The following is a 26,399-nucleotide window of genomic DNA, read 5'->3' on the forward strand; positions in this document are numbered from 1 at the left end:
GTGCGCAGCGAGGATCTGCCGGTCTCGTTCCGGCCGCAGCACACCGGCGCGGCCTATCGCATCTGGTATCAGGGCGTGGGCTATGACGGGTCGGGCCGCATCGTCTCGGGCTCGGTATTCGTGCCCGAAGGCGATCCCCCACTCGAGGGCTGGCCGGTGGTCAGTTACGCGCATGGCACGACGGGCCTGTCGGATCGCACCGCACCCTCGATCGCGGGACTCTCGCGGCCCGAAGCCCGGCACGTGGGCCTGTGGTTGCAGGCCGGATACCTGGTCACCGTCACCGACTACGAAGGCCTGGCCTCCCCCGGGCCGCACCCGTACTTCAACGGTGAGGCCGCCGCCGACGATGTGGTCGATATCGTGCGCGCCGCACACGGGCTCGGCCATCGGGGTGAGCCCGCGCTGGGTCGCGGTCGGGTTCTCCCAGGGCGGGCACGCGGCCCTGTTCACCGGGCTGATGGCCAGCAAATACGCTCCCGAACTCGACTTTCGCGGCACGGTCGCGCTCGCCCCGCCCGTGGAGCTGCCGCTGATCATCGACCTGCAAACCGCCGAGGACACCGCCGCGGTCACCCTGTTCCTGCCATATCTGCTCGCCGGGCTGCGCACCACCCGCGGGCTGGCCACCGCAGAGTTCATGACCGGCCTGGGCCAGCGCCTGCTCGAGCTGGCCGAACACGCCCCGGTGCGCGATATCCATTACGCGGTCGCGGTATTGACCAACCAGGACATCGGCACCACCGGATTGAGCGCGCGCCCCGGAATCGAGGCCATGCTCAGCGACTGCCGAGTCCCGTGCGCGCGCTTCGATCAACCGGTGCTGCTGGCCGCGGGCACCGCCGACGAGGTACTGCCCCTGGCCGCGGTTGAGCACTTCGCCGCCGAAATACGCAGGGCCGGAACAGATATCGAGTTGATTTCCTGTGCCGGAGCTGACCACACCGGCATGCTGTGCGCGGCCCCGCACATGCTCGCCTGGGTCGCCGAACGCATGAACGCCCCTGGCACTGCCGAAACACCGCTTACCCGAAGGGGTTTCGGGCTGCTGGACACCACCGGCGACGGCTACCTCACCATCGACGACTACGAAGCGTTCGGCCTGCGCCTGGTGCAAGCCTTCGGAGAAGCCCCCGGCTCACCCCGTGCCCTGGCCGTGCGCGAAGGCTACCGCGCCCTGTGGCACTCGATGGCCGCACGCGCGGACACCAACCGCGACCAGCGCATCACCGCCACCGAATTCCTCATCTGGCTCCACACCCACTGGGACGACGACGGTTTCGACCGCGACATCACTCCCCTGGCCCAAGCGGTCATCGACCTGGCCGACACCGACCGCAACGGCGTGCTGGACCGCGAGGAATTCATCGCCCTGCTCACCGGGTGCGAGCACACCCGCACCGAAGCCTGCGCCCTGTTCGACCGCCTCGACACCGACCACTCCGACACCATCACCACCGACGAACTCATCACCGCCATCCGCGACTTCTGCCTCGACCCCACCCCCGACAAACCCGGCGCCTGGCTCTTCGGCCGCGTGGGCTGAGACCGACCAAACCTGCTGGTATCACAGGAATTCGGAGATGGCCCCGAGCCATTGCCGAGGTCGGTCGATATGGGCCATATGGCCTGCGCGATCGAGTATCTCGGCTCGCGCGGTCGGGATACGGGCCGCGGCCTCGGTGGCCAGCCACGACGGGAAGATCATGTCGTAGCGGCCGTGCACCAGCAGGATCGCGATACCCGTCGCCGTCAATCGCGCGACGGGATCGGTCAGCCGCGGTGACCGCCACAGTGCTGAGGCTCGCGCACAGTCCCAGTCCGCCGAGAACCGGATCCGCTCGACGCGATCGACATACTCCGCGATCGCCGTCGCCCGCCACAGATTGGCTCGTGCTCCCGCCACCGCGGCGGCGCGGGTCCGCGCTGCGCCGGACAGTGAATCATCGGCCCACACAGCGTGTTCAGCGGCCCGGAGTTGTTCTCGCAGCGGCCAACCCTCGAACGCGTTCTCCGGAACCGGGAGCACACTGCTCGAAGCGACGATCAGCGAGCGCACCCGCGTCGGCGCGGCGACCGCCAGACGCTGAGCCAGCAACCCGCCGAAGGAGAACCCCAGCACATCGGCCCGGTCGACATCGAACGCGTCGAGCACCGCGAGCAGATCCCCGACCACCGCGTCCGGAGTGAGCGCGGCCGCACCCAACCCCCGGGTCGAACGACCACACCCGCGCAGGTCCGGTAACAGCAGTCGGCGCGCACCGGCCATGCTGCCCAACGGTTCCCGCAGATAGCTGTGGTCCCAATCCGGACCACCGTGCACCACCAGCAAGGTCCGCCCACCGGCCTCGCCCGCCCAGGCCACGAACGAATCGATGTCGCCGCGGACCATGCGTTCGTTCCACATGCGGACCTCCCATCGTTCGGCGAACTCAGGTGAACGGTGTTGCCCTCCCGCAACTGGACGGCGGCACGAGAGTCAGCGCACTACCTGTGGGGCGAAGAATTCCGCCAGCGTGCCGAGCGGGTGCTGCCAATTCCTGTGCAGGGCAACGATATTGGCCACTCGGCTAGGACCCGGTGCCCAGGGGCTCGACGGTGGCCAGTTCGGTGAGTCCGCTGATTCGTAGCGCGGACACCAGCAGCGGGTTGCACAGCAGGTGCAGGCGCTCGGCGTGGGCGAACAAGGCGTTGATGGCGCCGCTGTCGAGATAGTCGACGCCGCTGAGGTCGACCACGATAGAGGTGGCCTCGGCGAGGGTGGCTACCAGCGCGTCGTCGAACGCGGCGAGGTTGCTCATGTCGATCTCGCCCTGCACGATCAGCATCGGGCGGCCGTCGCGGTGCTGGCCGGTGCGCAGGGTCAGCGGAGTGCTCATGGGGCGATCCTCGCGTACATCTCGACGGTGGTCCCGGTCCGGCCGGGAACGATGGTGACCCGGTCCATCAGGCCGCGCATCAGGGTGATGCCGCGCCCACGCCGCCCGACCGCGGTGGCGACGGGATCGGGGTTCTTCCAGGTGCCGCTGTCGGTGACCCGCAACCACAACTGGTCGGCTAATGCGGTGGCGCGCAGGCGGATCACTCCGGTGGGGCGGTCGCGGTGGCCGTGCTCGACCGCGTTGACGCAGGCTTCGCCGATGGCGATCACCACATCGCTGATCTGCTGCGGGTCCAGTCCGCACGACTTGAGCCAGTCGCGCAGGGCGTGCCGGACCGGGGCCAGCTCGCCCGGATCGGCGCGGAAGTCGATTTCCAGCGGTCCGGGCTGGCGATACAGCAACAGTGCGACGTCGTCCTCGTAGCCGTCGGTCGGGGTCAAGGTGCTCATCACGTGCCCGGCGAGGTCCTCGACCGGTTGGTTGCGGCCACCGTGCACCGCGGTGCCCGCCCGGGCGATCCCTTCGTCCAGGGATCGGCGGCGGCGTTCGACGAGCCCGTCGGTGTAGAGCAGCAGCGTCGCGCGCGCGGGCAGCACCAGATGGTCCTGGGTTCGGGGCCGGTCGACGCGCACTCCCAGTGGAAGACCGTGGACCGGGCCTTCGAGAGTGGTGATCGCGCCGTCCGCGTGGACCAGGATCGGCGGAGGATGCCCGGCGCTGCTGTACAGGAGTTCCCCGCTGATCGGATCCAGCACCGCGCAGAACACGGTCGTGCACCGCGCCCCGGGTAGTAGCGCGGCGAACCGGTCGAGTCCGGCCAGCGCGGGGGCGGGCCGGGCGTGTTCGAGCAGCAGGGCCCGGCAGGCGCTGCGCAGCTGGCCCATTACGGTCGCCGCGTCCAGCCCGTGCCCGACGCAGTCCCCGACCACGATGCCGATCCGCTGGTCCGACAACGGCACGATGTCGTACCAGTCGCCGCCCACCTGCAAGGGGCGGGTGGCCGGTTGGTAGCGCACCGCGAATCCGGCGGGCAGCCGGGCGGGACCGAGGATGGCGTGCTGCAAAGCCACCGCTGCCTCGCGTTGCTGATCGATCTCCTGCACCCGGTGCAGGCCCTGGCCCAGTCGCGCGGCCAGCACCGACAGCAGGGTCAGATCCTGCGGCTCGATCGGCGGTCGCACGCCCAGATCGAGCCAGGCGACCAGCCGCCGCCGGGGATAGCTCGCGCTGACTCCGACACATCCGGGCTGATCGAGCTGTGGTGTTGACACCGGTGCGTTAACCAGGCCCACCAGAGACTCGCGCAGGCTCACCTCGAGCCGGTCCCAGGCGTCGCTGCCGTGGATCAGTTCCGGCTCCGGGTCGAGCCCGGGCGGGTCGGCGAAGGTGGCCAGGATGACCCGGTGCGCTGAACAGATGCGGCGCAGCTCGCGCGCCGCGGCCCGCAGCGCGTCCGGCACCGTATCGGCTGCTGTCAGGGCTTCGGCCAGGGCGGCCAGGGCGGTATCGCGTTGGGCGGTGTAATGCTCGGCGGTGATATCGCGGACCGTGCCCACGATGGCGTGGCGGCCCGCGGTCGGATCCTGGACCCGGTTGTAGGTGATGCGCACCCAGACTCGGTGCCCGTCGCGGTGCACCAGCGGCATCGTCGCCTCACCGCTGTCGGTCTCCACCAGCCGGGTGAACTCGTGCAGGGCCTGCTGATGGGCTTGCGGATCGGTCTCGGAGGCGGGCCACCATGGCAGGGGCGGGCGATACGGCAGCGCGTCGGTGCCGTAGCCGAGAATCTCGGTGAATGTGGAGTTGATCTCGACCACGCTGCCGTCGGCGTCGCAGACGAAGAACCCCTCCTGCAACGAATCGATCAGCGCGGTGCTCCATCGGGCGTGCTGAGCGCGCAGGCGCGCCAGCTGTACTCCGGCGCGGACCTTGGCCAGCAGTTCGGCGGCGGAGAACGGTTTGACCAGATAGTCGTCCGCGCCCGCGTCCAGTCCCTGGATCGAGGCCTCCTGGCCCGCACGCGCGGACAGCAACAGCACCGGCACACCGGCGGTGCGCCGATCCGCGCGCAACGCCGCCACCAGCGCCAACCCGTCCAGCCGGGGCATCATGACATCGCTGACCACCAGATCCGGTAGCCGGACACCGATCGCCTCCCATGCGGCCTGCCCATCGGCGACGCTCTCGACCTGATGACCCGCACCGCGCAGCAGACGCGTGAGGTACTCACGCATATCGGCGTTGTCGTCGGCGACCAGCACGCGCGCGGGCGACCCCGGCACGGGGGTGCCGGCGATCGGGGGCGTCTCCGAGCCGGTGATGGCGTCGGTGTTGGGGTCCGGTTCGGTGCTGGGCAGCCACCGCAGCGCTTCTTGGACGAACGGTTCGGCCGAGCCCGCCGCGATCTCCGGGGTGAGCGGTTGGGCGTCGATCACCGCCTCCGGTGGCAGGTGTGCGTGACCGTAGCGCAGTGCGATAGTGAAGGTGGTGCCGTGGTTCACCTGCGACTGCGCCTCGATGGTGCCGCCGTGCAGGCCGATCAGTTCCTTCACCAGTGCCAGGCCGATACCGCTGCCCTCGGTCGAGCGCGAGCGCGCGTGCTCGACCCGATGGAATCGGTCGAACAAGCGCGGCATCTCCGCCTGCGCGATCCCGACACCGGTATCGATCACCGTCAGCACCGCGTGCTCGCCTTGGTCGCGCAGCCGCACGGTGATGGTGCCGTCGAAGGTGAACTTCACCGCGTTCGAGAGCAGGTTCAACACCACCTTCTCCCACATGCCGCGATCGAGGTAGACCGGCGCGGGCATGGCGGGGCAGTCCACCTCGAACCGCAGCCCCGCCCGCTCGATCGCCGAGCGGAACACACTGGCCAGCTCACCGGTCACCGTCGCCAGATCGACCGGCTCGTAGCGAGCCTGCATGCGCCCGGCCTCGATGCGGGAGAAATCCAGCAGCGCGTTGACGAGTTTGCCCAGTCGCAGCCCGTTGCGGTGGATCACCTCCACCTCTTCGCGCACCTCGGGCTCAGCGCCGGCCAGACGGGTCCGCAACTCCTGCACCGGACCCGAGATCAAGGTCAACGGTGTGCGGAACTCATGGCTGATATTGGAGAAGAACGTGGTCTTGGCCCGGTCCAACGCGGCCAGCTCCTCGGCCCGCCGTTGCTGGGCCTGATAACTGCGGGCCACCAGAATCCCGGTCGCGATATGCCCGGCGACCAACTCCACGAACCCGCGGTACGCCTCGTCCAACAGCCGATACGGATTGAGCGCGGCCACCACGAACCCGACCGGCAGCGCGCCCTGCTGCGCCAGCGGCATCACCAAGGCCTGGCGAGGAGGCTGAGACCAGGATCCGGTGGGCAACCCCGCGAACACCTCCGGGCTGAGGTCCACGAGCGCCGGCTCGCCCTGCGCCGCCGCCGCGAGCGGCCACACCTGATCGAGGTCCCGGGCGCGTATGCGCGTCGGTGCCGCCGCGTGCCCGCCCTCGATTCCGGTGGTCGCGACCAACCGTGCGGTGGTGTCGGGCTCGAACAGATAGGTCGCGGTGAAGGGAAGATCGCTGCGATTGCGGTTCAGTTGATCGCCGAGGAACTCGAGAATCTCCTGTTCGGTGCTGATCACGCTCGGATCCGAGCCCAGATCACGCAGCGTCGCCATGCGCCGCTCGCCGATGACGCGGTCGGTGTCCTCGGTGACCACACACAACATGCCGACCACCACACCGTGCTCATCGCGCAGCGGACTGTAGGAGAACGTGTGATAGGTCTCCTCGGGATATCCCGAACGCTCCAGAAACAGCAGCAGACCCTTATCCCAGGTCGCTTGGCCCGTCTTCAGCACGCCGTCGATACGCGGGCCGATATCGTCCCAGATCTCGGCCCACACCTCCGCGGCCGGGCGTCCCAACGCCCACGGATACTTCTGCCCGAGAGTGTCGTGCCGGTAGGCGGCGTTGCAGAAGAACGTCAGCTCCGGACCCCACGCCATCCACATCGAAAACCGTGACGACAGCAGAATATCCACCGCGGTCCGCAAACTCTGCGGCCACTTCGCCGGCACACCCAGCGGGGTCGCGGCCCAGTCCACGACCGCCAGATCCGGACCTACCTCATCGTCGACACCGAACGACTCCGCCGATACCACCGCGTTCCCGTCCTCGGTTCCCTCGTTCTCGTGCAGCCTGCGCTGGCGTTCCCGCGCGGATGCTACCAGACAAAGACCGCCTCGACCTGGGGATATCGGTGAGCGGCCGACTGCGGACACGAAGGTTCGACCCGCCGATCCGCAGTGAGCTCGGCAGGCGCGGGCGCGCGCATGTGCGGTCCGAACATCGTGTGGGGCAACGGAATCGACGACAAGGACACCGACCCGCACACACCAGGCTCCGCGATCTGGCCCGCAGCGCTTGCGGTGCAGCGTAATTCGCCGACCAGCTGAATCGGCGCGGTCTATTCCGGTTCAGGGCAACGATATTGGATTTCAGCGGCGAAGACCTCACGCATCTTCTTGCGGGTGATGCTGCCTTCGCAGCTGACGAGCCACCGTTTCGGGATGGTTCGATTCTTCGTCACATCCACCGTCATTCCCGGTCGTGGATCGCCCGCTTCCATCAAGACCGTCAGATCGGTTGCCGGTGCTCCGGCCAAGGCCAACACCGCCACATGCGGCAGTGCCGCGTTGTCACGCGAATTGGACACCACCAGAACCAGATCCGGGCCCAGAGACGAGGGGGCATCGCGACCAGCGATCGAGGGCGTGAACGCCCACACCTCACCCTGCCGCGGGCGGGCGGCATCAGCATGAGGGAAGGTCACCGGGCGGCGTCGGCGTCGATCTCGGCGAACGCGGCCGCATCTTCAGCGGCCAGCGCCGCATAGGCGTCATCGCTGTCCAGCCCGTTGTCGTGGTACCAGGCAGCCAGTACGGTAGCGCTGCTCGACGTGCTCATGGTCACGGCTTCGATGGTAACCCAGGAGATCGCCAGCTCGCCCGACTCATTTCATGATCAGTCACTGCCCATCGCGAAGGATTGGTCAGTGGCTCGTGCGGTCGGCATCGGCGCCAAGCCGGTCTCGGCGACATCACTGTGGCACCGCGGGTAGCGCCCGACTGCCCGGATCACGTGCTGCTCAAGCAGTTTCGCGGATGATCAATTCCGGGAGCAGTAGTGTGCGGGTGGGTGCGTGGCGGCCGGTCTCGATCAGCGCGCGCAGTATTTCCGACGCGCGCCGCCCGGAGTCGGCGAACTGCTGGCGGATGGTGGTCAGCGCCAGGCCCTGGGCGAGCGGGCCGTCGTCGAACCCCGCCACCGCGACCGTGCCGGGCACCGCGACCCCGCCCGCGCGCAGACCGGCCAGGAACCCCGCGGCCAGCACATCGTGGTGGGCGATGACCGCGGACGGATGGTCCGCGCGGGTGACGAACTCGGCCGCGAACTCCCGCGCCGCGTCGAAGTGGTTGTCCGACAACACCAGTTCCTCGAACTCGCCTTTCCCGGCGGTGCGCAGCGCGCGCTGTATTCCCTCGCGCCGCAGCATCGCCGCGGAGACGAAACCGCCCGCGCGCTGCGGTTCGTGCAGATAGGCCAGTCGCTGATGGCCGCGGTCGAGCAGATGGGTGGTCAGCTCGTATCCGGCCTGTTCGTCATCGAAGGTGACCGAGCTGAACCCCGGATGCGCCGAATCCACCAGCACGGTGGGCGGACCCCAGCGCTGCAATCGGTCCGCGCCCTGTTCGCCCAGCGGCACGCCCATGATCAACAGCCCGTCCACGTCACCGCGCACGGGCAGCGTTTCCAGTAGCGGGGTGCTGGTTTGCGCTGCCGAGGGCGCGTCGTAGACGACGATTTCGACGTCGTCGGGTCCGAAGGTGTCCAGGATTCCGATCAGCCGGGCGCGGTAACTCTCATAACTGCTGAACGGGGCCAGTACCGCGATCCGGCCGACGCGTTTGCGGGCGCGTTCGGACGCGGTCGCGCCGGGGCGATATCCGAGCTCGCCGGCGACGTCGATGATCCGTTCGCGCGTGGCGGGTTTGACCCGATCGGGGTGGTTGAGCGCGAGCGACACCGTGGAGATGCTCACCCCCGCCGCCTCGGCTACCTGATAGATCGTCACGCCCGTCTGCCCCACATTCTCACCCTATTCCATGGCCCCAGCGTGCCCGATTCGCGTGTGTTGACGCACATCACCTTCGGTAATAGAGTCCTTCGTAGAAGCACTTCGATAGGGATTGAATGACAGATTACCTCCGTTCGGCCGAATCGGCGGGATGCGAGCCGCCCGTCATCGAATGGCTCGCGGCGAACCTGCGAATCATGGCCGACCTGCCCGGATTGACCTCCCCGGACTGGACCGAGCGCCGCGCGGCGGCGCGGGAACTGTCCGATGCGCTCGCCGAGCGATTCACCACCCCCGGCCCGAAAGACTGTGCGGTCACCGAGTATTCGGTGCCCACCCGCGCCGAGTACATCACCGTCGTGCACTACCGGCCACCGGTCACCGACCGGGCCCGGCGCGCGCATCTGGGCTTCCACGGCGGCGGTTTCGTGCTGGGCAGCGTGCGTGAATCGATCAACGATCGACTCTGGCGTACCCGCGCGGTCGCTGCCGGCATGGACATCTTCGACGTCGACTACCGTCTCGCACCCGAACATCGGTTCCCCGCCGGGCTCGAGGACGGTATCGACGCGCTGAGCTGGCTGCTGGACACCGCACCCGAGTTCGGCATCGATCCCGCGCACGTGGGGGTGGGCGGCGCGTCCGCGGGCGGCAATCTCGCGGCCCTGGTCGCGATCCATGCGCGCGAGCGCGGCATCCGGCTCGATCATCAGGTGCTCGAGGTGCCCGCGGCGAGCTTCGATATCGAGAACGACGAGTCCTACCGGGCCTACGCCGATCTCAACAACCTCGCCGAACTGGCCACCCTGCGCACCGACTACCTCGGCGCCGCGCCGCCGCGCGGCTGGACCGCGCCCGCGCTCGTACCCGACCTGACGAATCTGCCGCCCGCGCTGATCATCACCGCCGAACTCGACCCGCTGCGCGACTGCGGAATCGCCTATGCCGCGCGCCTGGCCGCCGCGGGTGTCCCGGTGCAGACCTGGTGTGCCCCAGGCCAACTGCACGGCAGTGCCGCGATCACCGAGACCTCCGCGACCGCCCGGCAATGGCAGGACCGCATCGCGATGTTCCTGCGCAGCCGCTGCGAACCGACCGTGCCCGCAACCCTCTGATCGGACTCCGTCATGCCCCTCGATGCCGCCATCGTTCGCGCCTTCACCGAACTGGGCATCGCCCTGCCCGAACCCTCGACCGACCCGCACGAACAACGCACGCGGGCTTGGGAATTCGAGCAGGCGATCTTCCCGCACATCGGCCTGCCCGGCCCGGCGCTGCGCACCCGCGACCATCGCGTCGCGGTCCAGGACCATCCCGATGTCACGGTGCGCCTGTACTACCCCGACACCGACGCGGCGGTGCTGCCGGTGTCGTTGTTCTTCTACGGTGGCGGATTCATCCAGGGCGGACTGCACCACCCCGCCACCCAGGCCCAGTGTGCCCGTCGCGCAGCGCACGCCGAGGTGATCGTCGCGGCCGTGGACTACGCCCCCGCCCCCGAACATCCTTTCCCTGCCGCGCTCGAGCAGGGCTATGCCGCGCTGGAATGGCTACTGCGCGAGGCGGATTCGCTCGGGATCGATCCCGCGCGCGTGGGACTGTGGGGGCAATCCGCGGGCGGCAATCTCGCCGCGGCGCTGGCACTGCTCAATCGTGAACGCGCACAACATCATCTCACCCAGCAGATTCTGGAAGTGCCCTTCCTGGATCTGACCGCCGATCCGGCCGAGCGTGAGGTCGGCGATGTCGGCGAGGCCGAACTTGCGTCGCTGGCAACGGTGCTGCGCTGGTATCTGCCCGACCCCGAGCTCTGGCGCGATCCGCTCGTATCTCCTTTGCGCGCACCAGATCTCACCGGTCAGCCGCCGACCTACATCGTCACCGCCGGCTGCGACCCGCTTCGCCACGACGGCGCACGCTACGCCGCGGCGCTGGCTCAGGCCGGGGTGCCGGTCTCGGCGATCGAGCTGCTGGGCCTGCCGCACAACGGCGCGCTCTTCGAGCGCGTCTCGCCTACCGCCCGCACCGCGCACGCGGCCGTGGTGGCCGCACTGCGCGACCTGCACAACTGAAAATCCGCTCCACCCATGGGAAGACAATGATGTCTGAAACCGAATCGATGCCTGCCACCGCCGCCGATCCCCCGGCCCGCGCGCAGTCCCGGCTCTTCCTGCCCACGCTGGTACTGGCCTACTTCGGCGCCGCACTGGCCGCGTTGTCCGCGGGGTTCGTCAGTATCCCGCTGCGCCTGGCCGAACTCGATCCCGCCGACAAAGCCCACACCCTCTCGCTGACCGTCGCCGTCGGCGGCATCGTGATCATCGCGGTCTCGGCCCCGCTCGGCCGCATCAGCGACGTGTCCACCTCCCGGGCGGGCAGGCGCCGCCCGTTCATCCTCGGCGGCGCCATCGTCAGCACGATCGGCATGGCCGTGCTCGCGGTCGCCCCGAGCGTGCCCGCCGTGATCGCCGGATGGGCCATCACCCAAGCCGGTTTCGGTGCCACCACCATGGCGCTCAACGCCCTGCTGGCAGAACAGATCCGCGCCCGCATCCGGGCCAGGGTCGCCGCGGCGTTCGGGATGAGCACCGCGCTCGCGCCCGCGCTGGGCAGCTGGATGATCGGCGCGCTGCCGGATAACGCGGTGCTCTGGTTCGGTATCCCGGCGCTGCTCGCGCTGCTCACCAGCCTCGCCATGGTGGCGGTGCTGCACGATATCGTGCGCACCGAACCGGTGCCGATCGGCTGGCAGAGCCTGCTGCGCAGCTATTGGATCAATCCGATCCGTCATTCCGATTTCGCCTGGGCGTGGCTGTGCCGACTGCTGGTGACGCTGTCACTGGTCTCGGTGGCGACCTATCTGCTGTATCTGCTCACCGACCGCCTCGGCCTAAGCGATGCCGACGCGACCACCACCCAGGGCGCGGTCATCGGGGTCATGTTCGCCGCCAGCGTGCTCACCAGCGTGGTGTTCAGCTGGCTCTCCGACCGCACCGGACGGCGGAAACCGATCGTGTACTGCTCGGCGCTGTTCACCGCACTGGGTCTGCTGGTCACCATGTCCGCGCAGGAACTGGTCGTGTTCACCCTCGGCATCGCGCTGGTCGGTATGGGGCAGGGCGCGTTCGTCTGCGTCGATGTTGCCATGATGACCGAGCTGCTGCCCGATTCCGCCGAGACCGGAGCCGGAGCCGGGCTCGCGGTCATCGCCCTGTCCTATCAACTGCCGCAACTGTTGCTCCCGCTGTCGGCCACACCGCTGCTCGCGCTCGGCAACGCCGGGCCCAACTATTCCGCGCTGTTCATCGGCGCCATTGTCGCGGCGGTGCTCGGTGGGCTCGTCGTACTTCCGATACGGACGGTGCGCTGATGACCAGAATTCGAACAACTACGGAAAATCGCAGGGGCGCAACGGTTTCGGTGCGTTCACGCGGGTGGATCGGTGCCGCGCTGACGGGTGTGGCGCTCGCGTGCACCGTCGTGCCCGCACCCGCGCAACCACCCGCGGCGGATGCGGTGATCATCGACCAGCAGTGGCTGACACCGCGCACGCTGCGGCTCACCGTGGCCACCGATGCCTTCGCCGCCCCGGTCCCGGTGGAGGTCACCCTGCCGCTCGACTATGCCGCCGAGAGCGCGCGGCGCTGGCCGGTGACCTATTACCTGGGCGGAACCGCGCACGACGAAACCACCTTCCGCTCCTACAACGGCGAGGCCGTCACCGAGTCCTATCCGTCGCTGGTCGTCTCACCCCGGGGCGACGCGGGCTACTGGTCGGACTGGCTGGGCGCCCCGGGCACGTTCGCGCCCAAGTACGAATCATTCGTCACCGGCCAGCTCATCGCGCTGATCGACGCGACCTTCCGCACCGTGCCCGATCGCGCGCACCGCGCGATCATGGGCGAATCCATGGGCGGATTCGGGGCCATGATGCTCAGCGCCCGCCACCCCGACCGATTCGCCGCCGTGGCAAGCCTTTCCGGCGATGTCGACATCAACACCCCCGCCACCTGGACCGTGCTGTCCCAGTCCCCGCTGCTACAGGGCGGGGTCGGTGACGCGATCTACGGATCCCGCGCGGATCAGGAAATCCGGTGGCGCGGACACAATCCCGCCGATCTGGCCGCCAACCTCGCCGGACTGGACCTGCAGCTCTACACCGGCAACGGCGTCTACGACCCCGCCGGTGGGGAAACCCAGCTCGAGGCATCGCTGGGATGCCCCGTCGAAGGCGGCATCATCAACCCCGCGAGCCGCAGCATGCACACCGTGCTGACCGATCTGGGCATCGCCCATCGCTGGATGGAGCTGGCATGGGGATGCCACGGTGTCGCACTGTTCGAAACCGAGATGCGCCACGCCATCGCACGGTTCGAACAGGTCTTCACCGATCCGCCACCGACGCTGCGGTCCTTCGATTTTCGTTCGATCGACCCGGCATTCGAGATCCGGGGCTGGTCCGTGCGCGCGGATCCGACTCGCGCGGTCGAGTTCCTCGAACTCGGCTCGGCCGACGCCGACGGATTCACTCTCACCGGCTCGGGCACCACCACGATCACCACACCCGCGCTCGCCCCCGCGCCAGCGCTGCCCACGGTCACCGTCGACGGACAACCCACCGCGGTGAGCAGGGACGAACACGGCCGACTCACCCTCACCGTCGACCTCGGCCCCGCCAATGCGCAGCAGCAATTCACCCCCGGCGCGAGCACCCCGGTGCGCTCGGCCGAGGTACGGATCCTGCACCGCTGACCAGCCCCGACCGGCTCACGCCTTGTGCTGAGCCGAGGTGCGCGCCGGATTGGACTGTTGCTCGGCCTTGGGATCGAGCTCGTCCGCCTTGGCTCGCACGCCCGCCTCGATCCGATCCCCGAGTTCCTTGTCGACATTGCGCCAGTACTCGAACGCGCGGGTCAGCACCGGGGCGCTGACACCGTTGAGCAGATGGCCGACGATATTGTCGACCAGGCGCTCGCGCGCGGCATCGTCGAGGACCTCGCGGACCATGGTGCGGGCCTGGCCCCAATCGTCGTCCTCGGCGCGCAACGTGTATGCGGTGCGCACCATCTCACCATCGTTGTGCCAGCCGACCACCGGCCCGGAGACCTGCGGATCGGCGTGCGGGCCGCCCTTGGAATTGGGCACGTACACCGGGTCCGAGACATTGGTGTACCGCATCTGGCCGTCTTTGGAATACGAGTGCGCGGGTGCGGCGTGCGGCGAATTCACCGGCAGCAGTTTGTAATTGGCGCCGATGCGATGCCGGTGCGCGTCCGGATAGGAGAACCAGCGCCCCAGCAGCATCTTGTCCGGACTGGGTCCGGTGCCGGGCACGGAGTTGCTGGGTTCGAACGCGGCCTGCTCGATCTCGGTGTGATAGTCGGAAGGGTTGCGGTTCAACGTCATTCGGCCCACCTCGATGAGTGGATAGTCCGCGTGCGGCCACACCTTGGTCAGATCGAACGGATTGAACCGGTAGGTCGTGGCCTGCTCGAACGGCATGATCTGCATGTGCAGCGTCCAGCTCGGGAATTGGCCACCGGCGATGTGCTCGAACAGATCCCGGGTGTGATAGTCGGTGTCGATGGCGGCCATCTGATCGGCCTCGTCCTGGGTGAAGAACTCGATACCCTGATCGGTCTTGAAATGGTATTTCACCCAGAAACGTTCTCCGGCAGCGTTATACCAGAGATAGGTATGGCTGGAATACCCGTTCATATGCCGCCAGGTGCGCGGAATACCGCGGTCGCCCATCAACCAGGTCACCTGATGCGCAGACTCCGGTGACAAGGTCCAGAAGTCCCACTGCATATCGTGATCGCGCAGATTGTTGTCCGCGCGCCGCTTCTGCGAACGGATGAAGTCCTGGAATTTCATCGGGTCGCGCACGAAGAACACCGGGGTGTTGTTGCCGACCATGTCGAAATTGCCCTGCTCGGTATAGAACTTGAGCGCGAAGCCACGCGGATCACGCCAGGTGTCCGGGCTGCCGCGCTCCCCGGCCACCGTGGAGAATCTCGCCAGGACTTCGGTTTTCTTCCCCGGCTGGAACACATCGGCGCGCGTGTACGCGCTCACGTCCGCGGTCACCTCGAACTCCCCGAACGCACCGCCGCCCTTGGCGTGCGGCTGGCGCTCGGGCACGCGCTCGCGATTGAACTGCGCCATCTTCTCGATCAGATAGGCATCGTGCAACAGGATCGGCCCATCGGGCCCGACCGTCAGGGAATGCTCGTCACTGGGGACCGGGATCCCGGCGTCATCGGTCGTGTACTCGCGTCGCTCGGACATGTTCCTCCTCCGCACCGCTGTATTTCCGGACTGACTGGCATATGCCCGCTGCGGCGGAGTCGAATCGGATTCGGGAACTATTTCTCGCCCTCCCGGTAGGCGCACGTCACAGTCGATGCCCTATGTGAGCTGCTCACGAGCGGTTGTGCCGTCGATCCCATCTCATTGCCCACCGGCCGCGCACGCACCTACGCTCTGCACAGGTCTGCTGATTCCGAACGACGAAGGGCGGTACATCATGACCATGCTCATTCTCGCGGGCATTGCGACAGCGGGCGTATTCGGGTTCTTCCACAACCGCGACAATATGGACTTCCGCGCCCGCGAAATCGCCGAATACCGCCGCCGCAAGTAGCGGGCGCGCGCGGCGCTCCGGACGCCACACCCCGATCGATCGTCCCCCTGCACGCGGCGCACTGGCGCGCCGCACCCTGACTCTCATCGATCCGTATCGCCGACTCCGGTGCCCGCGTCCCCGGCAGCGCGGGCGCGGGGACCCGCAGCCACAGTGGACCCGCGATCACCAGCAGCGCGACCAGCGCCGCGATCGCACCGGGAATCGTGCCGAGCCGGTCCCACGAGGTCGCCACGATCCGCAGATTCGACGGCACCGCATCGAACCACAGGTAGAGCGGCTCGCTCTCGTCGACGACCACGCCGGTGTCGCCATCGCGCACGATGACCACCAGCGACAGCTCATACGAAGTGGCCACACTCGGTCGAAGCTCCCACGTCCAGCTCGTCGAGCGCTGCCCGAGCAGCGATGTGCCCGAGGATCCGCGCGCACGGACCAACAGTTCTGTGCGCGCGGTCAATTCGAGCTCCACCGTCCGCCCGGCGGGCACATCCTGAACCCGCAACGCCTGCCTGCTCAAGGCGGACTGCAGAGCACACGTGCGGCTGTCCACGGTCGCGGTGAACACGAAAGTGCTGTCCAGATCGAGCATTCCGGGCGAGGCAGCGATCAACACGCAACCCTCGGTCTCGTGCGTGGCGCCGCGACTGGCGGGCCCGATCACCAGACCCACCGCGACGACCACGAGCGACCACCCCAGGCACATCGCCACCGCGATGCCCAGGTTCGCGGCAATCTCACCCAGCACACCGCGCCACCCCAGCGCGCGCTGGGGTGGCGGCGAATAATCATCTCGCCCGAGGCGAGCACCTCGAGTCCTGCCAGACCCCACAGATTCGAGGTTATGCAGCTCAGGTGACGTATTCGCGCACAGTACGGTCTCGAACGGTTTGGTGTGGCACCGGTTTCGGGAGATCATGGGCGCGTGTCGAGCGGTGCGGGCGAGGTCCCGAGGCGGCGCGCCGGTGTGGCGCCGCGCAGGGTGTTCGCGGAGCGATTGACCGCATTGTTCGAAGCGGCGGGCAATCCGACGCTGCGGGTCGTCGCCTCGGGTGCCGCGGCCCGGATGGCGGGAACAGGCACGGGTAGCCCGGCCACGATGCAGCGAATCAGCGACTGGCGTTCGGGCAAAGCCGTTCCGGCCGACTTCGATTCGCTACTTCCGGTCCTGCTCACCCTCATCGAGAAGGCGACCACCGCGGGTGACCCCGCGCCCGAGTTGACCAAAGTGACTGCGTGGCGCGTCATTTGGCGCGCGGCCCAAGCCCGCGGCACCGAAGTCGACACCGCGTGTCCCTATCTGGGATTAGCCGCCTACGGCCCCGACGACCGGGAGTGGTTCTTCGGCCGCACCCGCGCGAGCGCCGAGATCGCAGAGCTGGTGCGCCGGACGGTCACTGGTCCCGACCCGGGACCGGTGGTGCTCATCGGGGCATCGGGTGCCGGGAAGTCCTCGGTGCTGCACGCGGGGGTGATCCCGGCGCTGCGCACCGACCGGCAATGGCGGGTGGGCACCATGACTCCCGGCGTGCGCCCGAGCAAGACCCTGGCCGAGCTGGTGGATTCGCCGCAGGCCGCGCGCCTGGACCTGGTGGTGATCGACCAATTCGAGGAGACGTTCACCCTCTGCCGCGATGAACCCGAACGCGAGGACTTCCTGGCACAGATCGCCGCCCTGCACGAACGCACCGGCACCGCGGTGATCGTGGCGGTACGCGCGGACTTCTATCCGCAATGCCTGGCCTATCCGGTCCTCGAGGACGCGATCAACGCGCGCTGCTACGCCCTGGGCCCGATGCGCACCGATGAGCTGAGCGAAGCGATCGCCGGACCCGCCCGCGTCACGGGATTGAACTTCGAACCGGGACTGCCCGAACTTGTGCTGACCGAACTGTGCGGAATGGGCGCCGGACATGACCGCCACAGCTACGACCCCGGCGGCCTGCCCCTCTTCTCCCATGTCATGGCCGCGACCTGGCAGCATCGCACCGGGGCGCGCCTCACGGTCGCGGGATATCGCAAAGCCGGCGGGGTCGCCGGATCGGTCGCCGCCACCGCCGAACAAGCATGGCAGAGCCTGACACCGGGCGAACAGAGCGCGGCCAAGGAACTGCTACTGCATCTGGTGACCGTCGGAGTGGACAGCCGCGATACCCGCCGACGCGTACCGCGCACCGAATTGCTCACCCGCACCGGCGATTCCGAGGACGCGCACACCGCCCTGACCCGGCTGATCGATGCCCGACTCATCACCGCCGACGCCACAACCGACCGAACCACACCGGGCACCTCCCCCGCGACGGACGGTGAGCCCGACGGTGCGCCCGCACGCGAAATCGTCTGGTTCACCCACGAAATCGTGCTCGAGGCGTGGCCGCGCCTGCGCGCCTGGATCGATGAAGGCCGCGTCGATCATCTGATCCGCCAGCGCCTGGAACTCGATGCCGCCGAATGGGCTGGCACACACCGCGATCCGGCGCTGCTGTATCAGGGTGCGCGGTTGAGCACCGCCGAGCAGGTGGGCGGCACGCCTACCGGGGTGATCGGTGAATTCCTCACCGCCGCACAGGCCACCCGCACCCGTACCCGCCGCCTCGCCGTGGCCACCCGCACCGTGCTCGCGCTGCTGGGTGTCGGTGTGCTGGTCCTGGGTGTGGCGGCGTACGCCCAGACCCGGCTCTCGGCTCAGGAACGCGACAATGCCGATCTGGTGGCCATTTTGGCCGAGGCCGACAGTGTGCGCGCCACCGATCCCTCCCTCTCGGCCCAGCTCGACCTGGTCGCCGATCGCCTGCATCCCGGCGATCCCGATATCCGCTCGCGCCTGCTACGCACCCAGAACCTGCCCCTGGCCGCACCCCTGCCCGGACACCAGGACGCGGTGACACAGGTGACCTACCGACCCGACGGGCGCGTGCTGGCCACGGCCGGCCGAGACGGCACCGTGCGACTGTGGGATGTGGCCGACCCGTCCCGCACCACACCCCTGGGAGCGCCGCTGGCGTGCGTGAACGGTTCCACCGCAACGGCATTCAGCCCCGACGGCACACTGCTGGCCGCCGCGTGCGGCACCGAGATCCGGCTCTGGAACCTCACCGACCCGGCGCATCCGCGGCAGCTGTCCTCCCCGGCGGCGGGCACGATCACCGCGCTCGCCATGAGCCCGGACGGCAAGACCTTGGCCGTGAGTGACGGTGCGGCCGTGGCCCTGTGGCGTATCGAGAACCCCGCCGCCCCCACCGTGTCCGCGCACCTGCCCGCTGCCGATCCGGTGACCGCACTCGCCTTCGCACCGACCGGACAGCTGGTGGTGGCGGGCGCGCATACCGTGCGACTGTTCTCCCCCGGCCCGGTTCCCGCCGCGGTGGGCGCACCGATCGCGGTGCCGGGCCCGCAGATTCAAGCGATGGCGTTGAGTCGCGACGGTCGCACCCTGGCGGTCGGTGGCGGCGATGACGCGTTCGTGGCCACCGGGAACGCCGACGCCACCCTCACCCTGTGGGACCTGAGCACCGCCCAGCCCACCCAGCTCGGCAGCCCGCTGGTCGTCGCCACCAAATCCGAACTGCGCTCGCTCGCTTTCGATTCCGAGGGCACCATCTTGGCCACCGGCGACCGTGACGCGGTCACGCTGTGGACCGTCGTGGACCGCGCCCACCCCACCCGCCTGGGTGAACCGCTGGCCGCCCCGTCGCCACCGTGCCGCAACGCCAACAGTTTTCAACCCTGCCGCGACAGCCCCAGCGCCGTGGCGTTCGCCGCGGACGGGCACACCGTCGCGGTCGGCGGCGCGCAGGGTGGACTGCGCCTGTGGTCGCTGCCGCCCGCGGTGATCGGCGGCCGCATCGGCTGGTCCGCCAATTCCGGGGCCATGAGCGCGGTCGGCACCATGGTCACCAGCGTGGTGGACGGCCGAATCGAGTTGTGGGACATCGGCGATCGCCGCTCGGTGCGCCTGCTCGCCGATCTCGGCCCCGGCCCCGGCCGGGACCTGGCCGCCACCCCCTCACTCAGCGATGACGGCCGCCTGACGATCACCACCGCCGGACCGCACCAGGGTGTGCAACTGCTCGACGCCAGCGATCCCGCGCACATCCGCCAGCTATCGCGTTTCCCCGACGCGATCGGGGGCTGGTTCGGCCAAGGCGGGCGCCTCATGATCACCCTGCAGTCGCTGTGGGACGCGCGCCTGTGGGATCTGTCCGATCCCGCGCATCCGGTCGCCCTGGGTCCCGCGATCGATGTGGGTTCGGCCCCCACCGGTTTGGCGGCGGTGGCCGTCCCGCACAGCGGCCGCCTCTTGGTGTCCCTGGCCCCGGATAAGAACGCCGCGGGTGATCCGGAGTACTTGATCAAACTCTGGGATATCTCCCATCGCGGCAGCGCCAGCGAGATCCACCGCATCACCGGCGATCCCGCGCACCCCCCGGCCGGATTCGGTCTCACCCTCGACGAGCGCACCATGGTCACCTTGTCCGCGAACACTTTTCGCGTCTGGGATATCAGCGATCCCGCACGCACCCACCCGCTCACGGAGCCGATCATCGGGCACGCGTTCAATATCCAGTCCGTCGACTTCAGCCCCGACGGCACCCTCATGGCCACCGCGGGCGCCGATTCCACGGTGCGGCTGTGGGACTTTCGCGACCGCGCGCACCCGCGCCCCATCGGACAAACCCTCACCATGCCCAGCCGCACCACCTGGAATGTGAGTTTCGACCCCGCCGGCGGGCGACTGATCGGCGTCGGCAACAGCGTCATGAGCATCTGGGATCTGGACGAAAACCATGCGCGCCAACGCATCTGCGCTGTGACTCGTGGCGTGCTGACCCGCGAGATCTGGGCCGCACACCTACCCCGACTCCCCTACCAGCCACCATGCCCAGGAGCGTCGTGACCCGACACCGTATGTGGGCCCTGTCTGTCGCGGCCCTGCTCACCCTCACCGGCACTGCCGCGGCCACCGCGGACACCCCGCGCCCGCGCGCCCACGTCGGCGGCGGCACCGGCCTGGCCCTGCTGCGCGGCGCGGCGCTCACCGACCATTCGATCATCTTCGTATGCACACTCACCGCCATCGGCTACGACGCCGCGGACAACCTGATCGGATTGACCAACGCGCACTGCGAATACGACGGCGACCATCAATGGCCGGGCGATCTGGTCCTACTCGAATCCGAAGCCCTCACCCCGGGTGCAAAAGCCCGCGACCTGCATCAACTGGGCCGAGTCGACTACATCAGCGGCGGCAACCCCGTCGGGCCCGGCCCCAATGGCCCCGGCCTGGACTACGCGGTCATCGTCTTCGACAAAACCCAGGTCGAACCGGTCGCCACCGTCGGCGACACCACCATCCGCACCCTGGGCGCCCCACCCCCCACCGGCACCTCGGTCTGCAAACAAGGCGCCACCAGCGCCCGCACCTGCGGACACACCCTCACCACCGCCGGCCCCTACCTGCTCACCACAGTCCCGGTATACCCGGGCGACTCCGGCTCCCCGGTGGTCATGGGCGACACCCTCATCGGCAACCAATGGTCCTGGGGCGCAGGCACATCCCTGCCCGCCATCCTGGCCGACCTCGACCGCCGCGGCGGCATCGGCGCAGGCTTTCACCTGTGATCGGCCAGGAGTTCCGCGGCCCGATCCGGTCCGGGCGAAGACGAAATCAGTAGTGCGGCAAAGACAATGGGTGCGATGACCTGGTATCCGACCCAGATCTCACCGCCGGAGCTGCTGCCTTGTCGCGCCAGCACCTGCCCAGCGATCGCCGTGAGTGCCCAGCCGCTGTCGTAAGCCACCATGAACGGTGTGAACACTCGCGCCGGACGTTTGCTCACATACCGGATCTCCACTGCGCCACCGCTCATCAGCGCGACACCCGCGACGATCAGCAGCCACACCGGCACGTCGAGCAGATCACCCAGCGGTCCTGCGCCGAGCAGCGCGCCCGCTCCCAGCAGCACCTTGAACACTCCGTCGGCGACGATTCCCGCCGTCATCAGCGGAGTCGATTCCCTGGTCAGTGTCATGACCGTTCCTCCTGAAGCCTGCCACCTTGTTCCATAATCAGATTACGGTAATAATCAAATTATGCGAATGACGAGGGCGGAGACCAAGGAACGCAATCGGCGCGCGCTGCTCGATGCCGCGTTCGGGATCGTGTCCCGCGACGGCTACCGCGCCAAGCTCGAGGAGATCGCCGCGCGCGCCGAGGTGACCACCGGCGCGATCTACTCCCTGTTCGGCAGTAAGAACGGCCTGGTGGTCGCGATGATCACCGACTACCTGAGCCCGCACTACACCGAGATCGAACAGGCGATCACCGCCGAGATGGACCTGCTCGGCGCGGTCGAGGCCTTCGCCCGCTATTACCGCCGCAGTTGCGACGCCCCCGACGCCCTCTCGGGCCTGACCCTGCAAATCACGTTGCTGGACATGGCCGTTCACGACCCCGACCTCGGCACCCAGCTCGCCGAATCCATCCGCGCGCAGGAACATCACCTGACCGCACTGTTCACCGGCCGATCCCACAACGCGCACACCGTGACCCCGGCACAGGCCCAGCGCCTGGCCACCGCGCTGCGCGCACTGTTCGTCGGCCTGACCCAGGGCGTCATCCTCGGCCTGGCCCCCGACGCCGACGAGCAGTACTTCGCCGACGCCGCACGCGCCCTGGCCGCCGGCCTGGATCGCACCGACCACCCGAATTCCGCGACCCCCCAGGAGCTTTCATGACCGCCCACCCCACCCCGGAAGCCGCGCCCGCCTCCCCCATCACCTTCATCAACGTCTCCCACTGGGACACCCGAGAGGCCTGGGACGCGGCCACCGCCGACCCCGCCTTCGAGAACCAGGCCGCCACCGCCCGCGACGACCGGACCACCCCGGTCACCTCCAGCACCGGCCTGTACGACGTGGTCGTCGAATTCTCCGCAGCCGCAGTGTAAGCGGGGTATCTCCCGCCTCGGACCGCGGCCAATTCGTTGGTAGGGTGCGGAAAAGAAGGGGGTCGGGGTGGGATCGGCTACACGAGAGCATGTGTCAACCGGTGCGGTGATGCGGCGTCGAGCCAGGGCGCTGGCATACACCTGCGTCGGGGTGGCGGCACTTTTCGCGCTGGTGATGGCAGTCGTTGTCACAGGCTGTGTGTCGATGCTGTCCAAACTCGACGTGACGGTCGACGACAAGTATGTGACAACCGAACTGGCCGAAGGTCAAGCCAGAGCCGATCTGGCCCGATACTTCCACCTGCACATCCCCGGCAATTGGCCATTGGTGCGAATGACCACGATCTGCAATGTCGGAACAACCCTCAATACCTGCTCCTATCGAGGGTCGTTCACCGGTCCGGCCGCCGAATTCGACCGGTACCCAACAGTTTTCCGGGCCCAGCCGCCCGAGACCGCCGACCAACCCGCCGCCCGGCCCGTCACTTGCGCAGACCTTGCGGCCCGCTCTCTCCTGGGGGTGGTATCAGAACTCGGCATCGACTGCGCCGCCTCACAACAGTTGCTCCTGAGCGAGTTGCGTGCGGCCCGCACGGTGCTGATCACCGGTACCGACACCGCGGTCACCGTCCACGTGCGCGCCATGGTCTGAGGTGCGCACCGCGGCGCCGGTGCGGGCACGGACCTGCTCTTCGGTGACCTCGGGGGCGAGTTCGACCAGGACCAAACCGTTGTCGGTCACCTCCAGCACGGCCAGGTCGGTGATGATGCGATGCACCACGCCCACCCCGGTCAACGGCAGCGTGCACTGCTCGACGATCTTGGGCGTGCCGTCCTTGGCGGTGTGCTCGGTCAGCACGATCACCCGGCGCGCGCCGTGCACCAGATCCATGGCCCCGCCCATGCCCTTGATCATCTTGCCCGGGATCGACCAGTTGGCCAGATCACCCGTGGCCGAGACCTGGATCGCGCCCAGGATCGCCACATCCAGATGCCCGCCGCGAATGATGCCGAACGAGAGCGCCGAATCGATATAGCTCGCGCCCGGACGCAGGGTGACCGTTTCCTTCCCGGCATTGATCAGATCCGGATCCTGCTGTCCGGCAATCGGATACGGTCCGACGCCCAGGATGCCGTTCTCGCTGTGCAGCACCACGGTGATGCCGTCGGGGACATAGTTGGGGACCAGGGTCGGCAGCCCGATCCCGAGGTTGACGTATTGGCCGTCGGCGAGTTCGGCGGCGGCGCGGGCGGCCATCTCATGGCGGGTCCAGGGCATGGGTATTCCTCGAATAGGTCGGAAGGGATGGTGAATCAGGCCGAGATCGGCTGGCGCACAGTGAGTTTCTCGATGCGCTTGTCGCTTGCCGCGACCGGCACCACGCGCTGCACGAACACCCCGGGCACATGCACCTGATCGGCGGGAATCTCCCCCGGCTCGACCAGGCGCTCCACCTCGGCGATGGTGATCCGGCCCGCCATAGCGCACAGGGCATTGAAATTGCCTGCCGAAGCATGGAATACGAGATTGCCGTGCCGATCGCCGATCGCGGCGTGCACCAGCGCGTAGTCGGTGGTGATCGCGTGCTCGAGCAGATAATCGCGGCCCGCGAACGCGCGCACCTCCTTGGCGGGCGCGTGCACGCCCACCGAGCCATCGGCGCTGTAGCGCAACGGCATTGACCCATCGGCGACCGGTGTGCCCAGACCCGCGGGGGTGTAAAACGCCGGGATACCGCATCCCCCGGCGCGCAGGCGCTCGGCCAGGCTGCCCTGCGGGGTGAGCTCGACCTCGAGCTCACCGGCCAGATACTGGCGCGCGAATTCCTTGTTCTCCCCGACATAGGAGGCCGTCACCCGCCGGATGCGCCCCGCCCCCAGCAGTCGCCCCAGCCCCCAGTCGTCGACTCCGCAATTGTTGGACACGACATCCAGATCGCCCACCCCGGCCGATTCGAGTGCCTCGATGAGGGTTTCGGGGATACCGCACAATCCGAAACCGCCCACGGCCAGCGATGCCCCGTGAGCGATATCGGCGATCGCGGCCGCCGGATCGGTGATCGTCTTGTCCATCACGGACGTTCTCCTTCTACTCGATATCGGCCTCCGCCGAATTCGGTTGATCGGGTGCGCAACTGATCAACAGCTGCGCGGTGTGCGCGATGTGATCGCGCAAAAGCTCCTGTGCCAGTGCGGCATCGCGGCCCACCGCCGCGTCGAGCAGCGCGCGATGCTCGGCGGGCAGATCCCGGTCGGGTTCATTGCCGAACGAGACCGACCACTGCAGATACAGCTCGGCCTCCTGGCGCAGCGCCCGCGCGGTCTCGAGCAGGCGGCGATTGCCGCAGCCATTGAGCAGCGCGATATGGAACGCCGCGTGCGCGGCGGACCACTCATCGGTGGGATGGTCCGGATCGGCCGCATCCCGGAACGGGGTGCGCTCGAGCAGGTGGTGTGCGGCAACGGCATTGGATTCCCATTGCAGATCACCGTCCTGCACCGAGAGCTTGAGCACCAGGGATTCGACCTCGACCCGGGCCTGGGTCAGATCGGCCAGATCCTGATGCGAGAGCGGGCGCACCACATAGCCCTGATGGGCTTTGGTGCTCACCAAGCCCTCGGCGGTCAGTTTCGTCAGCGCCTCACGCGTGGCCCCGACGCTGACCTTGTACCGCTCGGACAGGTCCGGGAATTTCAGCCGCTCGCCCGGTACCAGGCGCCCGCCCAGGATGTCGGCTCGTAACGCCTGGTAGATGCCATCGGTACGGGTCGTTCCGCCACTCTTCGCCATGCAAACACGGTATCACTATACGAAACAATCTTGCAGAATCGAAACTATACGTCTACTTTCGAAAGTGATCCAGTGCACAGGCCCGGTTCGGGCCGCATTCTCGAAACAGGAGTTCCCTCGTGCGATTCGCCACCATTTCCGATCGACTGTCCCTGGTCACCACCGCCGACCGGATCGTGGATATCGAGCAGGCCAGCGGTGGCACCTTCGGTCCCGCGATCGCGGACGCCTACGCGCGCTGGGATGAGCTGGTGCGGTTCTGCGCGGACCTCGACCCCAACTCCGGTGTGCCACTGGCCGATATCGCGCCCGAGGAGTTCGGCAATCCCGCCCCCGCGCCACGCCAGATCTTCGCCATCGGCCTCAACTACGCCGACCACGCCGCCGAATCCGCGTTCGCGGTGCCCGAGGAGCCGCCGGTGTTCACCAAGTTCGCCTCGTGCCTGGCCGGGCCCTACGGCACCGTGACCCTGCCCCCGGGCAAGGTCGACTGGGAGGTCGAACTCGTCGTCGTGATCGGTCGCCCCGCCCACCGGGTCGCCGCCGCCGACGGCTGGGCGTATGTCGCGGGACTCTCTGTGGGACAGGACCTTTCCGAACGCGACCGCCAGCGCGTGGGCCCGGCACCGCAGTTCAGCATGGGCAAGTCCTTCCCCGGTTTCGGTCCCATCGGCCCGCTGCTGGTCACCCCCGACGAGTTCGACAATCCCGACGACATCGAACTGGGCTGCCTGATCAACGGTGAGCAGATGCAGAAGGGCCGCACCCGCGACATGGTCTTCCCCGTGGGCGAACTCATCGCGCGCCTGTCCGCCATCACCGCGCTGAGCCCCGGCGATGTCATCTTCACCGGCACCCCCGCGGGCGTGGGCCTGGGCCGCACCCCCGAACGCTATCTGGCCCCGGGGGACGAACTGGTCAGCTACGTGCGCGGCGTCGGGCAGATGCGGCACGTCATGGTCGCCGAGCACTGAACCCGCACAACGTTTTTGAAGGAGCCGGA

Annotated in this window: 23 protein-coding genes; 11 read left to right on the top strand and 12 right to left on the bottom strand. The window is 68.2% G+C overall.

What is annotated here, in order from left to right:
* Positions 1-349 precede the first annotated feature (349 nt).
* Positions 350-1,546 (top strand): EF-hand domain-containing protein, encoded by a 1,197-nt coding sequence (locus ACFC0O_RS15660; protein ID WP_375958238.1) that lies wholly within the window; start codon positions 350-352, stop codon positions 1,544-1,546.
* 21 nt (positions 1,547-1,567) lie between these two features.
* Here the strand turns inward: ACFC0O_RS15660 and ACFC0O_RS15665 are convergent, their stop codons facing one another.
* From ACFC0O_RS15665 to ACFC0O_RS15690, 6 genes are all read right to left on the bottom strand, one after another.
* On the bottom strand, positions 1,568-2,407 hold the full coding sequence (locus ACFC0O_RS15665; protein ID WP_375958240.1) for an alpha/beta fold hydrolase: 840 nt from the start codon (positions 2,405-2,407) through the stop codon (positions 1,568-1,570).
* Between the two features lie 163 nt (positions 2,408-2,570).
* Positions 2,571-2,879, bottom strand: a complete 309-nt coding sequence (locus ACFC0O_RS15670) for an STAS domain-containing protein (protein WP_375958242.1) — start codon at positions 2,877-2,879, stop codon at positions 2,571-2,573.
* Complete coding sequence (locus tag ACFC0O_RS15675; RefSeq protein WP_375958244.1) at positions 2,876-7,033, bottom strand: SpoIIE family protein phosphatase; 4,158 nt, start codon at positions 7,031-7,033, stop codon at positions 2,876-2,878. The genes ACFC0O_RS15670 and ACFC0O_RS15675 overlap by 4 nt, the downstream gene beginning before the upstream one ends.
* A 305-nt stretch (positions 7,034-7,338) precedes the next feature.
* On the bottom strand, positions 7,339-7,659 hold the full coding sequence (locus ACFC0O_RS15680; RefSeq protein WP_375958246.1) for a hypothetical protein: 321 nt from the start codon (positions 7,657-7,659) through the stop codon (positions 7,339-7,341).
* Positions 7,660-7,700: 41 nt separating this feature from the next.
* Positions 7,701-7,844, bottom strand: coding sequence for a hypothetical protein (locus ACFC0O_RS15685; protein WP_375958248.1), 144 nt, complete (start codon positions 7,842-7,844; stop codon positions 7,701-7,703).
* Between the two features lie 175 nt (positions 7,845-8,019).
* Complete coding sequence (locus ACFC0O_RS15690; RefSeq protein ID WP_375958250.1) at positions 8,020-9,021, bottom strand: LacI family DNA-binding transcriptional regulator; 1,002 nt, start codon at positions 9,019-9,021, stop codon at positions 8,020-8,022.
* Between the two features lie 104 nt (positions 9,022-9,125).
* Between ACFC0O_RS15690 and ACFC0O_RS15695 the strand changes: the two genes are divergently transcribed.
* The 4 genes from ACFC0O_RS15695 to ACFC0O_RS15710 are packed head-to-tail and all read left to right on the top strand — an operon-like array spanning position 9,126 to position 13,761.
* Positions 9,126-10,124, top strand: a complete 999-nt coding sequence (locus tag ACFC0O_RS15695) for an alpha/beta hydrolase fold domain-containing protein (protein WP_375958252.1) — start codon at positions 9,126-9,128, stop codon at positions 10,122-10,124.
* Positions 10,125-10,136: 12 nt separating this feature from the next.
* Positions 10,137-11,081: an alpha/beta hydrolase fold domain-containing protein gene (locus tag ACFC0O_RS15700; protein WP_375958254.1), complete on the top strand. Its 945-nt coding sequence runs from the start codon at positions 10,137-10,139 to the stop codon at positions 11,079-11,081.
* A gap of 29 nt (positions 11,082-11,110) precedes the next feature.
* On the top strand, positions 11,111-12,379 hold the full coding sequence (locus ACFC0O_RS15705; protein ID WP_375958256.1) for an MFS transporter: 1,269 nt from the start codon (positions 11,111-11,113) through the stop codon (positions 12,377-12,379).
* Between the two features lie 50 nt (positions 12,380-12,429).
* Positions 12,430-13,761, top strand: a complete 1,332-nt coding sequence (locus tag ACFC0O_RS15710) for an alpha/beta hydrolase (RefSeq protein ID WP_375958258.1) — start codon at positions 12,430-12,432, stop codon at positions 13,759-13,761.
* Positions 13,762-13,776: 15 nt separating this feature from the next.
* Here ACFC0O_RS15710 and ACFC0O_RS15715 read toward each other — a convergent pair whose 3' ends face one another.
* Both ACFC0O_RS15715 and ACFC0O_RS15720 read right to left on the bottom strand, forming a co-directional pair.
* A complete protein-coding gene (locus tag ACFC0O_RS15715; protein WP_375958260.1) occupies positions 13,777-15,300 on the bottom strand; it encodes a catalase in 1,524 nt (507 codons plus the stop codon).
* Between the two features lie 248 nt (positions 15,301-15,548).
* The gene (locus ACFC0O_RS15720) at positions 15,549-16,403 is read right to left on the bottom strand and encodes a hypothetical protein (RefSeq protein ID WP_375958262.1); all 855 of its coding nucleotides are present in this window, start codon (positions 16,401-16,403) and stop codon (positions 15,549-15,551) included.
* 177 nt (positions 16,404-16,580) lie between these two features.
* Between ACFC0O_RS15720 and ACFC0O_RS15725 the strand changes: the two genes are divergently transcribed.
* Positions 16,581-20,552, top strand: a complete 3,972-nt coding sequence (locus tag ACFC0O_RS15725; protein WP_375958264.1) for a hypothetical protein — start codon at positions 16,581-16,583, stop codon at positions 20,550-20,552.
* A complete protein-coding gene (locus ACFC0O_RS15730; RefSeq protein ID WP_375958266.1) occupies positions 20,549-21,277 on the top strand; it encodes a hypothetical protein in 729 nt (242 codons plus the stop codon). Before ACFC0O_RS15725 ends, ACFC0O_RS15730 begins: the two co-directional genes overlap by 4 nt.
* Here the strand turns inward: ACFC0O_RS15730 and ACFC0O_RS15735 are convergent.
* A complete protein-coding gene (locus tag ACFC0O_RS15735) occupies positions 21,268-21,687 on the bottom strand; it encodes a hypothetical protein (protein ID WP_375958268.1) in 420 nt (139 codons plus the stop codon). The two genes, ACFC0O_RS15730 and ACFC0O_RS15735, sit on opposite strands and share 10 nt — an antisense overlap.
* Positions 21,688-21,754: 67 nt before the next feature.
* On the opposite strand from ACFC0O_RS15735, the gene ACFC0O_RS15740 reads away from it, so the two are divergent.
* The 3 genes from ACFC0O_RS15740 (at position 21,755) to ACFC0O_RS15750 (ending at position 23,257) form a co-directional block, all read left to right on the top strand.
* On the top strand, positions 21,755-22,393 hold the full coding sequence (locus ACFC0O_RS15740; RefSeq protein WP_375958270.1) for a TetR/AcrR family transcriptional regulator: 639 nt from the start codon (positions 21,755-21,757) through the stop codon (positions 22,391-22,393).
* On the top strand, positions 22,390-22,605 hold the full coding sequence (locus tag ACFC0O_RS15745; RefSeq protein WP_375958272.1) for a hypothetical protein: 216 nt from the start codon (positions 22,390-22,392) through the stop codon (positions 22,603-22,605). Before ACFC0O_RS15740 ends, ACFC0O_RS15745 begins: the two co-directional genes overlap by 4 nt.
* Before the next feature lie 109 nt (positions 22,606-22,714).
* Entirely contained in the window at positions 22,715-23,257 is a 543-nt protein-coding gene (locus ACFC0O_RS15750; RefSeq protein WP_375958274.1) for a hypothetical protein, read from the top strand.
* Here the strand turns inward: ACFC0O_RS15750 and ACFC0O_RS15755 are convergent.
* From ACFC0O_RS15755 to ACFC0O_RS15765, 3 genes are read right to left on the bottom strand one after another with little or no spacing between them, the layout of a single operon-like run.
* Positions 23,159-23,884, bottom strand: a complete 726-nt coding sequence (locus ACFC0O_RS15755) for a 3-oxoacid CoA-transferase subunit B (RefSeq protein WP_375958276.1) — start codon at positions 23,882-23,884, stop codon at positions 23,159-23,161. The genes ACFC0O_RS15750 and ACFC0O_RS15755 overlap by 99 nt on opposite strands.
* 35 nt (positions 23,885-23,919) lie before the next feature.
* Positions 23,920-24,678 carry a CoA transferase subunit A gene (locus tag ACFC0O_RS15760; protein ID WP_375960734.1) on the bottom strand — a complete coding sequence of 253 codons (759 nt, stop codon included), beginning with the start codon at positions 24,676-24,678 and terminating at the stop codon, positions 23,920-23,922.
* 16 nt (positions 24,679-24,694) lie between these two features.
* Positions 24,695-25,396 (bottom strand): GntR family transcriptional regulator, encoded by a 702-nt coding sequence (locus tag ACFC0O_RS15765; RefSeq protein ID WP_375958278.1) that lies wholly within the window; start codon positions 25,394-25,396, stop codon positions 24,695-24,697.
* A gap of 119 nt (positions 25,397-25,515) precedes the next feature.
* Between ACFC0O_RS15765 and ACFC0O_RS15770 the strand changes: the two genes are divergently transcribed.
* Positions 25,516-26,370 carry a fumarylacetoacetate hydrolase family protein gene (locus tag ACFC0O_RS15770; protein WP_375958280.1) on the top strand — a complete coding sequence of 285 codons (855 nt, stop codon included), beginning with the start codon at positions 25,516-25,518 and terminating at the stop codon, positions 26,368-26,370.
* Positions 26,371-26,399 lie beyond the last annotated feature (29 nt).

This window comes from Nocardia sp. NPDC056100 (assembly GCF_042266325.1).
GTDB lineage: Bacteria > Actinomycetota > Actinomycetes > Mycobacteriales > Mycobacteriaceae > Nocardia.

Coding starts and splice junctions, on each gene's coding strand:
- ACFC0O_RS15745 (WP_375958272.1), top strand. CDS start 22,390: ATGACCGCCCACCCCACCCCGGAAGCCGCGCCCGCCTCCCCCATCACC.
- ACFC0O_RS15755 (WP_375958276.1), bottom strand. CDS start 23,884: ATGCCCTGGACCCGCCATGAGATGGCCGCCCGCGCCGCCGCCGAACTC.
- ACFC0O_RS15660 (WP_375958238.1), top strand. CDS start 350: ATGTGGTCGATATCGTGCGCGCCGCACACGGGCTCGGCCATCGGGGTG.
- ACFC0O_RS15665 (WP_375958240.1), bottom strand. CDS start 2,407: ATGTGGAACGAACGCATGGTCCGCGGCGACATCGATTCGTTCGTGGCC.
- ACFC0O_RS15715 (WP_375958260.1), bottom strand. CDS start 15,300: ATGTCCGAGCGACGCGAGTACACGACCGATGACGCCGGGATCCCGGTC.
- ACFC0O_RS15760 (WP_375960734.1), bottom strand. CDS start 24,678: ATGGACAAGACGATCACCGATCCGGCGGCCGCGATCGCCGATATCGCT.
- ACFC0O_RS15765 (WP_375958278.1), bottom strand. CDS start 25,396: ATGGCGAAGAGTGGCGGAACGACCCGTACCGATGGCATCTACCAGGCG.
- ACFC0O_RS15670 (WP_375958242.1), bottom strand. CDS start 2,879: ATGAGCACTCCGCTGACCCTGCGCACCGGCCAGCACCGCGACGGCCGC.
- ACFC0O_RS15700 (WP_375958254.1), top strand. CDS start 10,137: ATGCCCCTCGATGCCGCCATCGTTCGCGCCTTCACCGAACTGGGCATC.
- ACFC0O_RS15695 (WP_375958252.1), top strand. CDS start 9,126: ATGACAGATTACCTCCGTTCGGCCGAATCGGCGGGATGCGAGCCGCCC.
- ACFC0O_RS15735 (WP_375958268.1), bottom strand. CDS start 21,687: ATGACACTGACCAGGGAATCGACTCCGCTGATGACGGCGGGAATCGTC.
- ACFC0O_RS15705 (WP_375958256.1), top strand. CDS start 11,111: ATGTCTGAAACCGAATCGATGCCTGCCACCGCCGCCGATCCCCCGGCC.
- ACFC0O_RS15740 (WP_375958270.1), top strand. CDS start 21,755: ATGACGAGGGCGGAGACCAAGGAACGCAATCGGCGCGCGCTGCTCGAT.
- ACFC0O_RS15750 (WP_375958274.1), top strand. CDS start 22,715: ATGCGGCGTCGAGCCAGGGCGCTGGCATACACCTGCGTCGGGGTGGCG.